The organism is Bradyrhizobium diazoefficiens, from assembly GCF_016616235.1.
GTDB classification, from domain to species: Bacteria; Pseudomonadota; Alphaproteobacteria; order Rhizobiales; family Xanthobacteraceae; genus Bradyrhizobium; species Bradyrhizobium diazoefficiens_H.
Map to the genome: position 1 here is coordinate 1,118,947 of NZ_CP067100.1, position 15,450 is coordinate 1,134,396.

The following is a 15,450-nucleotide window of genomic DNA, read 5'->3' on the forward strand; positions in this document are numbered from 1 at the left end:
GCCTCTGAACCTTAGGGATCCAGCTCCGTATCCCAGTACAGATAGTCCAGCCAGCTGTCGTGCAAATAGTTCGGCGGGAACAGGCGGCCGTTGCGGTGGAGCTGGTGCACGGTCGGCGCGAAGGCGCTCTGGCGCGGAAACATCTTTGCTTGCGCGGGCGTGAGATTGCCCTTGCGCAGGTTACAGGGCGAGCACGCCGCGACCACGTTCTCCCAGGTGGTCTGGCCGCCTTTGCTGCGCGGGATGATGTGATCGAAGGTGAGGTCTTCGGGCGAGCCGCAATATTGGCAGGCAAAACGATCGCGCAGGAAGACGTTGAACCGGGTGAAGGCCGGATGGGTGGTCGGCTTGACGAAGGATTTGAGCGAGACGACGCTCGGCAGCTGCATTTGCAGCGTCGGGCTGTGGACCGCCTGATCGTAATGCGCGACGATGTTGACGCGGTCGAGGAACACCGCCTTGATCGCGTCCTGCCACGACCACAGAGACAGTGGGTAGTAACTCAGCGGCCGGAAGTCCGCGTTGAGGACCAGCACCGGCCAACTGCCTTGCGAGACATGTGCGTTCAAGTAACGCTCCCGGCCTCCAATGTACGCTGCGAAGCAGCATGTATTGACATACTACATGCAGCGTGACGGGATTGTGAAGCCCGTTGAGCGACTTATTCAGGCGCAAGCAATGCGGCGGCGGGGTGGCAAGGCGCGCAAAAACGCCGCGATCTGGGAGGGACTGACGCGAGGCCGGGCCGGAACTGCCTGACGCCATCGCTGGTGCCTCACTCCCGCACCCGCTCCAGCTTCTGCAGGCACCGCGTGCCGCGCACCGCCGCCGGCATCTCCTCATCCGGAAAGCTCGTTTTCCAGTCGGTGACTCCGACCTCGCCGACATAGATGTCGCCTTTCGAATCCAGCGCGATGCCGTGCGGCGCCAGAAACTTGCCGCTGGCGATACCCGGGCCTTCCTCGCCGCCGAGCCGGGCGATGCGTTTGCCCTTAGCGTCGACGATCGACAACCGCGGGCCGAGATTGGGCACCTTGCGATTGACGGCCATACCGGGGCCGAGCTCGCCGATGACGAAGGTCGGATTCTTGCCCCCGCCGCAGCAGCACAGCGCACAGGGCCGGTGCAGATTGTTCCACTGCGTCTCATATCTGCCCTCACCGTCGAACACCTGCACGCGATGGTTTTCGCGGTCGGCGACGTAGACCCAACCGTCGGCATCGGTGGCGATGTTGTGCACGATGTTGAACTGGCCGGGATCGGTGCCAGGCTCGCCCCAGCTCTTGATCAGCTTGCCGCCGGGGGTGAACTTGTGCACGCGCGCATTGCCATAGCCGTCAGAGACGTAGATCTCGCCCTTCGGCGACAGCGCAGTATGGGTGCAGCGATGGAAGGGCTCGCCGCTCATGGACGGCGACGGTTTTGCCGGGATGCCGATCGTCAGCAGCACCTTGCCGGCGGTGGTGCATTTGCGCACGGTGTGGTCGCCGTCATCGGTGCAGTAGAGATTGTCGTCAGCGTCGATGTGCAGGCCGTGCGCACGGGAGAACAGGCCTTCGCCAAAACTGCGCAGGAAATTGCCCTCGCGGTCCAGCACCACCATCGGATGTTCGCCGCGGTTGAAGACGTAGACGCGGTCCTTGCTGTCGACCGCAACCGAGGCGACGTCGGTGAGCTGCCAGCCCTCGGGCAGCTTTACGAAATTGTCGACGACACGGTAGCGGTGCTCGCCGCTGCCGAGAATGACTGGCATGGGGATTCCTTTCTGTCATTCCGGGGCACGCGAAGCGTGAACCCGGAATCCATCGTACGGCATTATCGGAGAGGAATGGATTCCGGGCTCGCGCTACGCGCGCCCCGGAATGACGGCATGTTTACGTGGCTCCCACCTCACGCTCCAAAATCCCTTCCTCGATCGCCTTGATCTGGAGCGCGAGATATTTCGAGTTGATCCGGCATTGCGCCAGGCTCCCGGCGATGAACCACAGGCCGGGCTGGTTGGTGCGCGCATACATGTTGCGCAATTCAAAGCCGTCGCCAAAACCCCAGACCGGGCCGACGCGGTCGGCGGTGGCGTCGCCGAACAGCTTTCGCACCAGATATTCCTGCGGCTTGTAGCCGGTCGCGAGCACGATGAGATCGGCGGGAATGGTCGCGCCGTCCTTCATCTGCGCGCCGCCGGCCGTGAAGCCTTCGATGTCGTCGAACTGCTTGAGCTTGATCGCGCCCTCGACGATCAGATTGGAGCAGCCGACGTTGAAATAATAGCCGCCGCCGCGGGTGAGGTATTTGAACTGCCAGCCGGTGCCGGCCTCGCCGAAGTCGAGCTTGAAGCCGACGCGGGCAAGGCCGTCGAGCAGCTCCTTGTCGAGCTCCTTCGATTGCTCGGTCAGCATCACATGGGTCTTCTTCGCCAGCGGCGTCGGCATCGAGGCCGCGATCAGATCGTTGTCCTCGAGCGTGCCTTCATTGTAGGTCGCATAGGCGAGCTGCGCCGATGGCTCGATATTGGTGACGAGTGTGGGCGAGCGCTGCACCAGCGTCACTTCGGCCCCACTGGAATAAAGGTCCTGCGCGATGTCGTGGCCGCTGTTGCCGGTGCCGATGACGATCGCGCGCTTGCCCGTCCAGTTCTCGCCATCCTCGTAGCGGCTCGAATGCAGCAGCGTACCCTTGAAGTTCTCCAGGCTCGGAATCTCCGGAATGTTGGCGATGCCGCTGACGCCGGTCGCCATGACCACATGGCGCGGATGCATGGTGCGCTGGCTGCCGCCAGCGCGGCGCAGGGTGACCGTCCAGTGACCCTTGGCCTCGTCGTAGGCGCCGCCCTCGAATTCGGTGCCGGTCCAGAAGTTCAGCTCCATCGCATCGACATAGGCTTCGAACCAATTGGCGAGCTTGTCCTTGGGAATGTAGGTCGGCCAGTTCGGCGGGAACGGCATGTAGGGCAGATGATTGACCTGCACCTGGTTGTGCAGGGTGAGCGCGTGATAGCGCTTGCGCCAATTGTCGCCGATGCGCGCTCCGCGATCGACGATCAGTGTGTCGACGTTCAACTGCTTCAGCCGTGCCGCGATCGCAAGCCCGGCCTGGCCGCCGCCGACCACCAGCACCGTCGGATCGCGATCGGAATAGTCGCGAGAGGCGTTGCGGAGATCGAGCCAGTTCGGACCGCGGAAATCGCGCGAATAGGCCTGTCCCCGCGGCCGCGAGGTGCCGAGCGGTTCCTCGAAGCCCTTGAGCTCGTCGAGCGCGGTGAGCAGTGTCCATGCCTTGAGACGGTCGCCGTCGACGGCATCAGGAACGAGCCGGACGATGCCGCTGCCGCGGCCGAGGGCGGTCTCGAAACTGAAAATCGCTTCGATAGTGTTGGTGCCGGCGCGCGTCACCCAGCGGGGCGCCGCGCGGTTGGGGGCGATCTTGAAATTGGCAGGCGCCGCTTTCGGTGCGAGCCTGGTCAGCTCCTGTGCGATCGTATCGCTGCTCGCGAGCGTTTGCAGGTTCCAGCTCAGCGCCAGCACATCGCGCCAGAAGCTGTCCGAGAGGAAGAGGCGGTCGAGCGCGGCGGGATCGGACGTACCCAGCGCGCGCTCGAACTCGTCGAGCCAGGCCTGTGCGGAGGCAGCAATATCCTTCGTACGATCCAGCATGCGCGACCTCGTGGCCGTCTTCGCGGCGTTTCCCTTGAAGGAGACGCTATACTGGATCAGGTTATGTCAAAAGCGGTTTACCCGAGCAGCGACAGCATGTGGCCCTGCTCCGGCGGAATGCGCCCCTTCAGCGTGTCGAGATAGACCTGCCGTACCGCCTCGGGTCCGCGGCTCTCGACCACGCTCAGGCATCGCTCCAGCAACGGTGCGAAGCCCGACCACGCAGAACCAAAACGCTGCTCGATCCCGCCCGGACCCCATTCGTTGGCACGCTTGCGGATCTGGTCGGGCGCGAAGAACCAGCGCGGCCTGGCGCCCGGGAGCTCGCCCTCCTCGGGCTCGGTGGCGCGATGCGTCAATCCGACCCGCACCGAGCATTTCATCTGGTCGCCAAAATGCCGGTGCAGCGCGGCGCGCAGCGCGCTGTTGCCGGCCATGTCGACGAAGGCGACCGGGGCGTCTGATGGCAGCGACGTCACGCGATCATAGGTGACGACCTCGTTGTAGCAGCCGAGCGAGCCGACGAAGCCGGTGTTGCCTGATGAGGTCAGGCCGATCACCTTGCGGCCGCGCGCGTGCAACAGATGGGCGAGCCCAAACGCAGTCTTGCTCGAGGCGCTCGAGAGCAGCACGCGGCGCGCGCCGAAATCGTCGTTCTCGGCCAGGAAGTCGTCGACCAGGAACGACAGCATGAACAGCGGCCGCAGCAAGGCCTGGTAGTCGCCCTGCCGTCCGGTATAGGCGGGATCGCCGCTGACGCGTCCATAGGCGTTATAGACCGGCGCCACGCGTTGCCGGTGCATGGCGCCGTCGCGCAAGGTCCGCTTGCTGACATCGGTGGCTTCGATGACGAGATGCGTCGCCATCGGGAAATATCCGAACAGGCGCTCGCCCACGGGCACGTTCGGATGCTTCGAGGCGATCACCTCGCCAAAGCCCCATACCGGAATGTTGCCGAATCCGTGTGGTGCGGGAAAGAGCTGCCAGTATTTCATCTCGCCGCCGAGCACGGCATAAGTGATGTTGTTGGCGCTGAAGGCGAAGCGGTCGACCTGCACCAGCAGCGCATCCTGCGGCAGGGTATCCGTCGCGGGCAGCTCGGTTGTGATCGTCTTGCAGGTTTCGAAATCGTCGCGCGCGACGATGAAGTCGGTGGCTGTCATGATGTCGATCGCGGTTTGGTTCGTTCCGGCATCTCCATCGTTCACGCGCGCGCCGTTTGCAACCGCAACATAGTTTTAAACGCTGTTCGTCCCCGACAGCACGCCTTCGCGCTTCTTCATCGCGCGATAATAGCTCCACCACAGGTGCGCGGCGGCGCCGCGCAGCGGACGCCAGGGTTCGGCGAGCGGGGCCATCTGCTTTTCGGTCGGCCGCGCCTTCAGGCCGAGCCCGATGCGGATGCCCTCCTGCACGGCGAGGTCGCCCGCCGGCCACGCATCGCCATGGCCGAGACAGAACAGCAGATAGACATCCGCGGTCCACGGTCCGATGCCGGGCAGCGAGATCAACGTGTGATGCGCTGCGTCGGCATCTTCTTCGGCGAGCACGTCGAGGTTCAGCCGCCGCGCACCGATCTCGCGCGCGAGATGCTTCAGCGTCTTGATCTTGGCTGCGGACAGGCCGAGCCGTCCCAGCCGGTCGGTGCGGGCGCGCCGCACGGCGTCATGGTCGAACGGATCGAACGCTGCGGATAATCGTCCCCAGATCGCCGCCGCGCTCGCGGTCGAAAGCTGCTGCCCACAGACAATGTGCGCCAGCCCCGTAAAGCCCGGCTCGCGGCGGCGCAACGCCGGCATGCCCGCGAGCTCGAGCACCGGCTTGAGGCGCGGATCGCGCTTGACCAGCGCGTGGACGGCGTCTTCGAGATCAGACTGGGTTTCGAGATGGATGGTCATATGGCTCGACTTCTCATGCGCGGGCTTGACCCCGTGTCGAATATCTTACTCCGTCATTCCGGGGCGATGCGATGGGATCGCGCGAAGCGCGGCCCAGGAGCATCGGACCGGAATGACGACGACCGTGGCTGCAGGCCCGGCCATGACGAGATCTTTGCATATGCCGCCACCCGTTTTCCGATTTGCCCCCAGCCCCAACGGCTACCTCCATCTCGGCCACGCCTATTCGGCGCTGCTCAATTTCGAGCGCGCGCGCGAGGCGGGCGGGCGGCTATTGCTGCGGATCGAGGACATCGACGCGACGCGCTGCCGGCCGGAGTTCGAGACGGCGATCTACGAGGATCTCGCCTGGCTCGGGATATCCTGGGAGACGCCGGTGCGGCGGCAGTCCGAACATCTTTCCGACTATCGCGCCGCGCTGGAAAAACTCTCTGCACTGGGCCTCGTCTATCCCGCGTTCGAAAGCCGCGCCGAGATTGCCAAGCTGGTGGTTGCGCGCGAGGCCGACGGGCCGTGGCCGCGCGATCCCGACGGTGCGCCGCTCTATCCCGGCGACGCCAAATCGCTGTCTGCGAGCGAGCAGAAGCACCTGATCGCGTCAGGCGCGCCTTACGCGCTGCGGCTCGACATGGCCGCCGCCTGCCGCCGCGCCGCCGGCCTGAGCTGGAACGAGCTCGGCGAGGGCCCCGGCGGCGAGCGCGGCACCGTCCCGGCGCGGCCGGAGGCTTGGGGCGACGTTATCCTGGCCCGCAAGGAGACCCCGACCAGCTATCATCTCTCTGTCGTCGTCGACGACGCCCTCCAGGGCGTCAGCGAGGTGGTGCGGGGCCAGGACCTGTTTCACGCCACTTCGGTTCACCGTTTGCTCCAGCTCCTGCTTGGCCTTCCGGAACCGGCCTACCGCCACCACGCCCTGATTCGCGATGCGGAGGGGCGGAAGCTGTCGAAGTCGAGCCGCTCGACCGGCCTGCGCGAGTTGCGCACGGCCGGCGTGATGCCTGCCGGAATCCGCCAGCTGGTGGGATTAGGTTAAGTTTCTCTGGGGTTTAGCCAAACGCCGCCGTGACTCCAGGTGTTCCGCCGTGCCATTCTTGCCTTGAGCCTGGGGTTCGAAGGAATTCTTCGAAGGGGAGTTATGGCGGCGAAAACGCGCCCAGCGCGCACCACGCGGACGTCGAGGCAACTGCCTCGGAAGCGCTCCGGGACGGCCGGACAAGTGCGCAAGCGCAGCACCAAAGCGGGCGCGCCGGACGTGGTCCAGGCCGCGCTCGCCGCCTTTGCCCATGAGGTCCGCACTCCCCTAACCGGCATTCTCGCCATCAGCGACCTGCTCGCGACCTCCGATCTTGGCGAGCGGGAGCGGCGCTGGGCCGACACCATCAAGGCCGGTGCCGAGCACCTGGCGAGCCTTGCCACGGTATTCGTGGACGCTGCCCGGACCGGAAAGGGTGGGAATATCCTCCGGCAGGACCTGTTCGACCTCAGGACGCTCGCCCGCAGCGCCGGCGATTCGCTGGCCGGCCGCGCCGCGGCCAAGGGCCTCCAGGCCCAGGTCGAGATCTCTGACAAGCTGCCGGGGCTCGTGGTCGGCGACCCCGTCCGCCTGCGCGCCGCGCTCGAGAACCTGATCGACAATGCCGTGAAATTTACCGAGCACGGCGGCGTCGCACTCGCGGTCGCGCCCTTGCGTCCTGCCAAGAGCAAGCCGAAGGGCAAAGCAAAAGAGAAGAGCAGGGTCGGTGTCGCCTTCTCGGTCTCCGACAGCGGCATCGGCCTCACCATGGCCGAGATCAAGCGGCTGTTCCGCCCATTCACCCAGGCCAATGTCACCATCGCCTCGCGCTTCGGCGGCGCCGGCCTGGGGCTGTCCTCGGTGAAGCAGCTGGCGCGCGCGATGGGCGGCGACATTGCCGTCGCGCCGCGGCGCGCCGGCGGCGCCACCTTCACGTTGACGGTGTCGCTGGATGCGGCTGGACCGGTCAGGTCCCGCAAGGCGAAGGACCAGCCCGAGGCGGATGCGATGGCAGCGCTGCGCGTGCTGAGCGTCGAGGACAATCCGTTCGGCCGCGTCGTGCTCAACACCATCCTGACCGAACTCGGCCATCATGCCGAGTTTGTCGGGCGCGGCGAGGACGCTGTCGGCCGGCTGGCGCAGGGCGCGTTCGACGCGGTGCTGATGGACATGGTGCTGCCGGGCATCGACGGCGTCGAGGCGATCAGGCGGATCCGCACCATGCCGGCGCCGCTGGGTCAGATCCCCATCATCGGCGTGTCCGGCCGCGGCGAGGACGAAGCGGCCTCTCGGGAGGCCGGCGCCGACGCCTTCCTCGTCAAGCCTGTGTCTCCGCGCGCCCTAGCGACTGCGCTGCTTGAAGCGACACGCCGTGAGGTAGCCGCGACTTGATGATCGCGGCGTTGAGCTCGCCGCCATAGACGAAGATCGCGGCGATGAAGTACAGGAACACAAGCGCGATGACCACCGAGGCCAGCCCCGCATACATCGTCACGTAATTGTTGGCGAAGCGCGCCAGATATTGTCCGAACACGATGCCCGAGATCAGCGAGGCCACGATGGTAAAGACGATCCCGGGCAGGATCTGGAAAAAGCTGCGCCGCCCCGCCGGCAGCCAGGTGTGCAGGATGATCAGCGCCACCACCAGCGCGCTGATGGTGATGCCATAGCGCAGCCAGGTCAGGATGCTCTCGTTGGACTCGACGAACAGCGGAATGTGGCGACGCGCTGCTTCGATGATTAGCGGACCGAGCACGATCAGGAACGCCATGGCGAGCGCGGTGAAAGCTGCAATGAGCGTGTAGGCGATCGATTCCAGCCGCAGCCAGTACCAGCGCCGCATCTCCACCACGGCATAGGCGCGGTTGAGTGCGACCCTTAGTGCCTCGACGCCGTTGGAGGCGAAATAGACCGACAGCGCCGCGCCTATGGTCAGCACGCCGGTGCGGGTGGTGGTCAGCACGTCGTGGACCTCGCCCGAGATCGAATCGGCGACCTGCTTCGGCCAGACCTGGAGCATCAGGCTGGCCGCCTGGTCGGCGAGCTCCTTGGAGCCGAAGAAGCCGGCGAGCGAGGTCAGCACGATCAGGAACGGGAACAGCGCCATCAGCGTCGACAGCGCGATGTGGCTCGCGATCGCCCAGCCGTCGTCGGCCAGGAACGTATAGAACGCGTCCTCCAGGACGCAGTAGATATAGCGGATGGCTTTCACGCAGCACCACTATTGGCGGCCGATGCCTTCTCACACCGCTTGCGGCGCGGTTCGCCTCGCCCCGCCTCCGGGGAGAGGCCGACGCGCGCAGCGCGGCGGGTGAGGGGGAGTCTCCGCGGCGACGGTGAGAGCCGGATTCCTGGAGAGCCCTCCTCACCCGAATTCGATCTGCGATCGAATTCGACATCTCCCCGCAGGCGGGGAGAGGTGAAGGACGGCTGCATCGGGTCCAAATTCATCGAGCTACCATCTGATATTCCTGGCTTGAAAGCCAGATCGGGAACGCCATAGCGAACCGGCGCACACGGTGTTATCTACCCCTAATGACATCTATCCTGAGTACCTTCATCCTGCCGGCGGCAGCCGGCGCCGTAGCGTTGGTGCTGCTGCTCGGCCTCATCAACATGATGCGCGGCGGCTCGCCCAACACGTCGCAGAAGCTGATGCGCCTGCGCGTGCTGCTTCAGTTCGTGGCGATCGTCGTCGCCATGATCGCGGTCTGGGCGATGGGGCGCTAACATGGTCACGCTCAACCGCATCTACACGAAAACCGGTGACGACGGCACGACAGCGCTCGGCTCGGGCGAGCGCCGTCCGAAATACGATCTTCGCATCGAGGCCTATGGCACGGTCGACGAGACCAACGCCGCGATCGGTGTTGTCAGGCTCTACACCCACGACATGCCCGAGCTCGACGCGATGCTCGGCCGCATCCAGAACGACCTGTTTGATCTCGGCGCCGACCTCGCAGTGCCCGAACGGCAAGGCAAGGTGGAACGGCTGCGGGTGGTGGCGAGCCAAGTCGAGCGGCTCGAGCGCGAGATCGACGCGCTCAACGACAAGCTCGCGCCGCTGACCTCTTTCGTGCTGCCGGGCGGCACGCCGGCCGCCGCTCACCTCCACGTCGCTCGCACAATATGCCGCAGGGCGGAACGTGTGATGGTGGAACTGGCGGCGCAGCCTGGCGAGCCCATTGGCGCAGCTGGCATCCAGTATATGAACCGCCTGTCGGACTTCCTGTTCGTGGCCAGCCGCGCCGCAAACCATAACGGCGCCGGCGACGTGCTCTGGGTTCCTGGCCAGAACCGCTGACCCCAAGGGTCGCTGACCCCAAGGGTCGCTGACCCCAAGGGTCGCTGACCCATTGAGCCCAGCATTTCCAAGGTCTAAAATTTGGCCCGGTCGCGCGTTGACCGGGCCGGATCAGGCCTTTAGGTTCCGCGCCAGTTGATAATCCCCCTCCCAAATTGAGTGAAAGAGGATCGATGAAGGTCTTGGTGCCGGTAAAGCGGGTGGTCGATTACAACGTCAAGGTCCGCGTCAAGGGCGATGGATCGGGCGTTGAACTCGCCAACGTCAAAATGTCCATGAACCCGTTCGACGAGATCGCGGTCGAGGAAGCGCTGCGCCTGAAGGAAGCCGGCAAGGCGACCGAGGTCGTGGTGGTCTCGATCGGTCCGGCGCAGGCGTCGGAGACGATCCGCACCGGTCTTGCCATGGGCGCCGATCGCGGCATCCTGGTGAAGGCCGACGGCAACGTTGAGCCGCTCGCCGTCGCCAAGATCCTGAAGAAGGTCGCGGAAGAAGAGCAGCCGGGCCTGATCATCCTCGGCAAGCAGGCGATCGACGACGACAGCAATCAGACCGGCCAGATGCTGGCTGCGCTGCTCGGCTGGTCGCAGGCGACCTTCGCCTCGAAGCTCGAGGTCGACGGTTCTGACTTCAAGGTCACCCGCGAAGTCGACGGCGGCTTGCAGACCGTCAAGCTGAAGGGACCGGCGATCGTCACCACCGATCTGCGTCTCAACGAGCCGCGCTATGCTTCGCTGCCCAACATCATGAAGGCCAAGAAGAAGCCGATCGCGGAGAAGACCGTCGCCGATTACGGCGTCGACATCGCCGCGCGTCTCGAGGTCCTCAAGACGACGGAGCCGGCAGGCCGCAAGGCGGGCGTCAAGGTCAAGGACGTCGCCGAGCTGGTGTCGAAACTCAAGAACGAAGCCGGGGTGCTCTGATGACGACGCTGCTGATTGCCGAACACGACAATGCGTCGTTGAAGGATGCGACCAACAAGGCCCTGACCGCAGCCGCCGCGCTTGGTGCGGACGTCGAGGTGCTGGTGGCCGGCCAGAACGCCAGGGCCGCGGCGGACGCCGCTGCCAAGCTGGCCGGCGTCAAGAAGGTGCTGCTCGCCGATGGCGAGACCTATGCGCACGATCTCGCCGAGCCGCTGGCCGCGCTGATCGTCTCGCTGGCGCCGTCCTATGATGCCATCGTCGCGCCTGCGACCTCGCGCTTCAAGAACGTGATGCCCCGCGTCGCAGCCCTGCTCGACGTCATGCAGGTCTCGGAGATCACCAAGGTGGTCGCACCCGACACCTATGAGCGTCCGATCTATGCCGGCAATGCCATCCAGACCGTGAAGTCGAAGGATGCCAAGAAGGTGATCACGGTGCGGACCTCCACCTTCGCCGCTGCCGGCGAAGGCGGCGGTGCTCCGGTCGAGAGCGTTCAGGCAGCGGCCGATCCCGGCCTGTCGACCTTCGTCGGTGAGGAAGTCGCCAAGAGCGACCGTCCGGAGCTGACCTCGGCCAAGATCATCGTCTCCGGTGGCCGCGCCATGCAGAGCCGCGAGAATTTCGCCAAATACATCGAGCCGCTCGCCGACAAGCTCGGCGCCGGCGTCGGTGCCTCGCGCGCGGCGGTGGATGCCGGCTATGCGCCGAACGACTGGCAGGTCGGCCAGACCGGCAAGGTGGTGGCTCCCGAGCTCTATGTCGCGGTGGGCATTTCCGGCGCAATCCAGCATCTGGCCGGCATGAAGGACTCCAAGGTGATCGTCGCGATCAACAAGGACGAGGACGCGCCGATCTTCCAGGTCGCCGATTACGGCCTGGTCGCCGACCTCTACCAGGCGGTTCCTGAGCTGACGGCCGAACTCGGCAAGCTCGGCAAGTAAACGCACTAAAACACCGGCCGGAGGTATAAACTCCGGCCGGTGTTGCTTTTTCGAGGCGTTTTCTTTGGCGTGGGGCACGCCTTCGAAGCGATCCAATCTAGGTTTCCAGCCAAGGTTCTGATTAAATCAAGCTTCTGATCAAATCAGGCCTCCCGGCTCAGGGGATAGGCAGGGCGCGATATGCGCGCCGTTCCGGTGGATGACATTATGGCGGCAGTGATCAAGAAGGTCGGCGTGATCGGCGCGGGTCAAATGGGCAATGGCATCGCGCATGTCGCGGCGCTAGCCGGCTTCGATGTGGTACTCAACGACGTCTCGGCTGACCGCCTCAAATCGGGCATGGCCACCATCAACGGCAATCTGGCGCGCCAGGTCTCCAAGAAGGCTGTCAGTGAAGACGACAAGGCCAAGGCGATTGCGCGCATCAAGCTCGCCGAGAAGCTGGACGACCTCGCCGACTGCGACCTCGTGATCGAGACTGCGGTCGAGAAGGAAGAGGTCAAGCGCAAGATCTTCCACGAGCTTTGCGCGATCCTGAAGCCGGAGGCGATCGTCGCCTCCGATACCTCCTCGATCTCGATCACGCGGCTCGCCGCGGCCACCGACCGGCCCGAGCGCTTCATCGGCATTCACTTCATGAATCCGGTGCCGCTGATGGAGCTGGTAGAGCTGATCCGCGGCATCGCAACGGACGATGCGACCTTCGAGGCGTCCAAGGAATTCGTCGCCAAACTCGGCAAGCAGGTCGCGGTCTCCGAGGATTTCCCGGCCTTCATCGTCAACCGCATCCTGCTGCCGATGATCAACGAGGCGATCTACACGCTGTATGAAGGCGTCGGCAACGTCGAGGCAATCGACGCGGCGATGAAGCTCGGCGCTCATCATCCGATGGGCCCGCTCGAGCTTGCCGATTTCATCGGCCTCGATACCTGCCTGTCGATCATGCAGGTACTGCACGAGGGCCTCGCCGACTCCAAGTACCGCCCGTGCCCGCTGCTGGTGAAATACGTCGAGGCCGGCTGGCTCGGCCGCAAGACCCAGCGCGGGTTCTACGACTACCGCGGCGCCAAGCCGGTTCCGACGAGGTAAGGCTCTCTCGTGCCCCGGACGCAGTGCAGCGCGACAGCGATGCGCTGCAGAGCCGGGGTCCAGAAGCTGCGTGCACGATGACCACTGGGTCCCGGCTCTGCGGTGCGTCACTTCGTGCCGCGCCGCGTCCGGGACACGGACAACCCCCCAACGGCACTTGTGACAATTCATGTCGCGTTAACCGCTCGCCTCTAGGCTGTGCCGAGTACGAGGGTTCGCGTAATGGACATGGTGGCGATGGTCAGCACCATGCTGGCCGCTCAGCAAGGCGCGCTGCAGTCGAATATTGCGGCGACGCTGACCAAGCAGAACATGGACATGGAGAAATCCACCGTGCTGACGCTGCTGGGCGCCGGTCAGCCCTCGCTTGCCAATGTCGGCCCCGGCGTCGGCGGCAACCTGAATGTCACCGCCTAACTCCTAAAGCAATGCGGCGGCCTTGCCGGTCGCCGCGCGAAGCAGCTTGAGCGCGTCTTCGCTCGCCCATTCCGCCGGCCCTGCGATCGTTGCGATCTCGCAGCCCTGAGGATCGACCAGCACCGAGGTCGGCATACCCAGCGCCCGGCCTATCGCCTTAAGGTCCTGGAAAACCTTGGCTTTCTGGTCATTGAAATAGCCGAGCCGGGTCAGATTGGCCTCCTTAAGGAAGGTCTTGGGCTTTTCGGGGTCGCGGGTATCGATATTGATCGCCACCACCTCGAAATTCGGGCCCGACAGCTTGCCCTGGAGCTCGTCCAGCGCCGGCATTTCCTTGCGGCAGGGCACGCACCAGGTGGCCCAGAGGTTCACCAGCACGGTCTTGCCGCGGAAATCCGAGAGCTTCTTCGGCTTGCCGTCGGCGTCCTCGAAGCTGAGGTCGGGCAGCTTCAACGGCGCGCTCGCCATGGTCAGGGCAGCCACCTCGCCATGGGCCAGCGGGGCGATCTTTTGCGCCGTGGCCACCGCCGGCTTGCAGGTCGGATCGCCTGAGGGAGCCCGGCTCAGGCCCAGCCCGTACAGCGCGGCGAAGCCGGCAAGGCCGCCGACCACCACGGTGGCGGCGACGATGGGGATGCGGCGCGTGGCGGAGGGTTTTGGGTCGAGCATATCGTTTGTCATCCGGTCGCAGATATGGCTATCAGGGGCCTCTTAATACGGCTGGCCGCGGCCAGCAAACATGCGGCAAGGCAAGGCGTGAGCAGGGGATCATGAGCAACAAGATGTGGGGCGGCCGGTTCTCGGAACGTCCCGATGAGATCATGGAAGAGATCAACGTGTCCATCGACGTCGATCGCCACCTCTTTGCCCAGGACATTGCCGCGTCCAAGGCCCACGCCGCGATGCTCGCCAGCCAAGGCATCATTACTGGCTCTGATGCGAAAAATATCGGCAAGGGTCTAGACACGATTTTGTCAGAGATCGGCAAGGGCGACTTCACGTTCAAGCGCGCGCTCGAAGATATCCATATGAACGTCGAGAGCCGCCTGTCCGAGCTGATCGGCCCCGCCGCCGGTCGCCTGCACACCGCGCGCTCGCGCAACGATCAGGTCGCGACCGACTTCCGCCTGTTCGTGCGCGATATCATCGACGAGACCGATGCGGCGCTCGCGGAGTTCCAGCAGGCGCTGGTGGAGCGCGCGCTCGAGCATGCCGGCACCGTGATGCCCGGCTTCACGCATCTGCAGACCGCGCAGCCCGTGACTTTCGGTCACCACCTGCTCGCCTATGTCGAGATGGCGGCGCGCGACCGCGGCCGTTTCCAGGACGCGCGCAAGCGGCTCAACGAATCGCCGCTCGGCGCCGCTGCGCTCGCCGGCACCTCGTTCCCGATCGACCGCCACGCCACCGCCAAGGCGCTTCTCTTCGACCGGCCGATGGCAAATTCGCTCGATGCGGTGTCCGATCGCGACTTCGTGCTGGAGACGCTGTCGGCGGCCTCGATCTGCGCCGTGCACATGTCGCGCTTTGCCGAGGAGATCGTGATCTGGACCTCGCCGCTGGTTGGGCTGATCCGGCTCAGCGACAAGTTCACCACGGGTTCCTCGATCATGCCGCAGAAGCGCAATCCTGACGCCGCCGAGCTGGTGCGCGCCAAGACCGGCCGCGTCATCGGTGCGCTCAATGGCCTGCTGATCGTGATGAAGGGCCTGCCGCTCGCCTATCAAAAGGATATGCAGGAGGACAAGCAGGGCGCCATGGAGGGTTTTGCCGCGCTGTCGCTGGCAATCCGCGCCATGACCGGCATGGTCCGCGACCTCGTCCCCGACGAGGCCAGGATGAAGGCGGCGGCGGGCGAGGGCTATGCGACCGCGACCGACCTCGCCGATTGGTTGGTGCGGACGCTGAAGATGCCGTTCCGCGACGCCCATCATGTCACCGGCCGCATCGTCGCCAAGGCGTCCGAGGGCGGCGTCGCGCTACACGAGTTGCCGCTGAGGGAGATGCAGGCGATCGAGCCCAGGATCACCAAGGAGGTGCTCGGCGTGCTCTCGGTCGAATCGTCGGTGAAGAGCCGGACCAGCTTTGGCGGCACCGCGCCGAAGAACGTGGCGTCGCAGGCGAAGAGCTGGCTGAAGCGGCTGGAAAAAGAGCGAAAATCGGGCTGAAGGCAAAATTTCGCTGATGTTTCATGGTCATCCGGCTCTCGCCAG

16 protein-coding genes are annotated in these 15,450 nt (G+C 65.0%); 9 read left to right on the forward strand and 7 right to left on the reverse strand.

Features of this window, described 5'->3' with window-relative positions:
* Positions 1-11: 11 nt before the first annotated feature.
* The 5 genes from JJB99_RS05295 to JJB99_RS05315 form a co-directional block, all read right to left on the reverse strand.
* On the reverse strand, positions 12-569 hold the full coding sequence (locus JJB99_RS05295; protein ID WP_008142962.1) for an HNH endonuclease: 558 nt from the start codon (positions 567-569) through the stop codon (positions 12-14).
* 206 nt (positions 570-775) lie between these two features.
* Positions 776-1,753, reverse strand: coding sequence for a peptidyl-alpha-hydroxyglycine alpha-amidating lyase family protein (locus JJB99_RS05300; RefSeq protein WP_200497734.1), 978 nt, complete (start codon positions 1,751-1,753; stop codon positions 776-778).
* A 121-nt stretch (positions 1,754-1,874) separates the two neighbouring features.
* Positions 1,875-3,650: a flavin-containing monooxygenase gene (locus JJB99_RS05305; RefSeq protein ID WP_200497735.1), complete on the reverse strand. Its 1,776-nt coding sequence runs from the start codon at positions 3,648-3,650 to the stop codon at positions 1,875-1,877.
* Positions 3,651-3,727: 77 nt separating this feature from the next.
* Positions 3,728-4,813 carry a DUF2855 family protein gene (locus JJB99_RS05310; RefSeq protein ID WP_200497736.1) on the reverse strand — a complete coding sequence of 362 codons (1,086 nt, stop codon included), beginning with the start codon at positions 4,811-4,813 and terminating at the stop codon, positions 3,728-3,730.
* Between the two features lie 75 nt (positions 4,814-4,888).
* Positions 4,889-5,548 (reverse strand): DNA-3-methyladenine glycosylase family protein, encoded by a 660-nt coding sequence (locus JJB99_RS05315; protein WP_200497737.1) that lies wholly within the window; start codon positions 5,546-5,548, stop codon positions 4,889-4,891.
* A 160-nt stretch (positions 5,549-5,708) separates the two neighbouring features.
* Here JJB99_RS05315 and gluQRS point away from each other — a divergent pair, with 160 nt between their 5' ends.
* Both gluQRS and JJB99_RS05325 read left to right on the forward strand, forming a co-directional pair.
* Positions 5,709-6,581 (forward strand): tRNA glutamyl-Q(34) synthetase GluQRS, encoded by an 873-nt coding sequence (gene gluQRS, locus JJB99_RS05320; protein ID WP_200497738.1) that lies wholly within the window; start codon positions 5,709-5,711, stop codon positions 6,579-6,581.
* A 102-nt stretch (positions 6,582-6,683) separates the two neighbouring features.
* Complete coding sequence (locus tag JJB99_RS05325) at positions 6,684-7,952, forward strand: ATP-binding protein (protein ID WP_200497739.1); 1,269 nt, start codon at positions 6,684-6,686, stop codon at positions 7,950-7,952.
* Here the strand turns inward: JJB99_RS05325 and JJB99_RS05330 are convergent.
* A complete protein-coding gene (locus JJB99_RS05330) occupies positions 7,879-8,772 on the reverse strand; it encodes a YihY/virulence factor BrkB family protein (protein WP_200497740.1) in 894 nt (297 codons plus the stop codon). The genes JJB99_RS05325 and JJB99_RS05330 overlap by 74 nt on opposite strands.
* 323 nt (positions 8,773-9,095) lie before the next feature.
* On the opposite strand from JJB99_RS05330, the gene JJB99_RS05335 reads away from it, so the two are divergent.
* From JJB99_RS05335 to JJB99_RS05360, 6 genes are all read left to right on the forward strand, one after another.
* Positions 9,096-9,290 carry a twin transmembrane helix small protein gene (locus tag JJB99_RS05335; RefSeq protein ID WP_200497741.1) on the forward strand — a complete coding sequence of 65 codons (195 nt, stop codon included), beginning with the start codon at positions 9,096-9,098 and terminating at the stop codon, positions 9,288-9,290.
* A 1-nt stretch (position 9,291) separates the two neighbouring features.
* Entirely contained in the window at positions 9,292-9,864 is a 573-nt protein-coding gene (locus JJB99_RS05340; RefSeq protein ID WP_200497742.1) for a cob(I)yrinic acid a,c-diamide adenosyltransferase, read from the forward strand.
* A 173-nt stretch (positions 9,865-10,037) separates the two neighbouring features.
* Positions 10,038-10,787 carry an electron transfer flavoprotein subunit beta/FixA family protein gene (locus JJB99_RS05345; RefSeq protein ID WP_200497743.1) on the forward strand — a complete coding sequence of 250 codons (750 nt, stop codon included), beginning with the start codon at positions 10,038-10,040 and terminating at the stop codon, positions 10,785-10,787.
* Positions 10,787-11,731 carry an electron transfer flavoprotein subunit alpha/FixB family protein gene (locus tag JJB99_RS05350; RefSeq protein ID WP_200497744.1) on the forward strand — a complete coding sequence of 315 codons (945 nt, stop codon included), beginning with the start codon at positions 10,787-10,789 and terminating at the stop codon, positions 11,729-11,731. Before JJB99_RS05345 ends, JJB99_RS05350 begins: the two co-directional genes overlap by 1 nt.
* A 207-nt stretch (positions 11,732-11,938) precedes the next feature.
* Positions 11,939-12,820 carry a 3-hydroxybutyryl-CoA dehydrogenase gene (locus tag JJB99_RS05355; protein WP_200497745.1) on the forward strand — a complete coding sequence of 294 codons (882 nt, stop codon included), beginning with the start codon at positions 11,939-11,941 and terminating at the stop codon, positions 12,818-12,820.
* Positions 12,821-13,042: 222 nt separating this feature from the next.
* Positions 13,043-13,237 (forward strand): putative motility protein, encoded by a 195-nt coding sequence (locus JJB99_RS05360; protein WP_200497746.1) that lies wholly within the window; start codon positions 13,043-13,045, stop codon positions 13,235-13,237.
* Positions 13,238-13,240: 3 nt separating this feature from the next.
* Here the strand turns inward: JJB99_RS05360 and tlpA are convergent, their stop codons facing one another.
* Complete coding sequence (gene tlpA, locus JJB99_RS05365; protein ID WP_200497747.1) at positions 13,241-13,906, reverse strand: thiol:disulfide interchange protein TlpA; 666 nt, start codon at positions 13,904-13,906, stop codon at positions 13,241-13,243.
* Between the two features lie 101 nt (positions 13,907-14,007).
* On the opposite strand from tlpA, the gene argH reads away from it, so the two are divergent.
* Positions 14,008-15,405 (forward strand): argininosuccinate lyase, encoded by a 1,398-nt coding sequence (gene argH / locus JJB99_RS05370; protein ID WP_200497748.1) that lies wholly within the window; start codon positions 14,008-14,010, stop codon positions 15,403-15,405.
* The last annotated feature ends 45 nt before the right edge of the window (positions 15,406-15,450 follow it).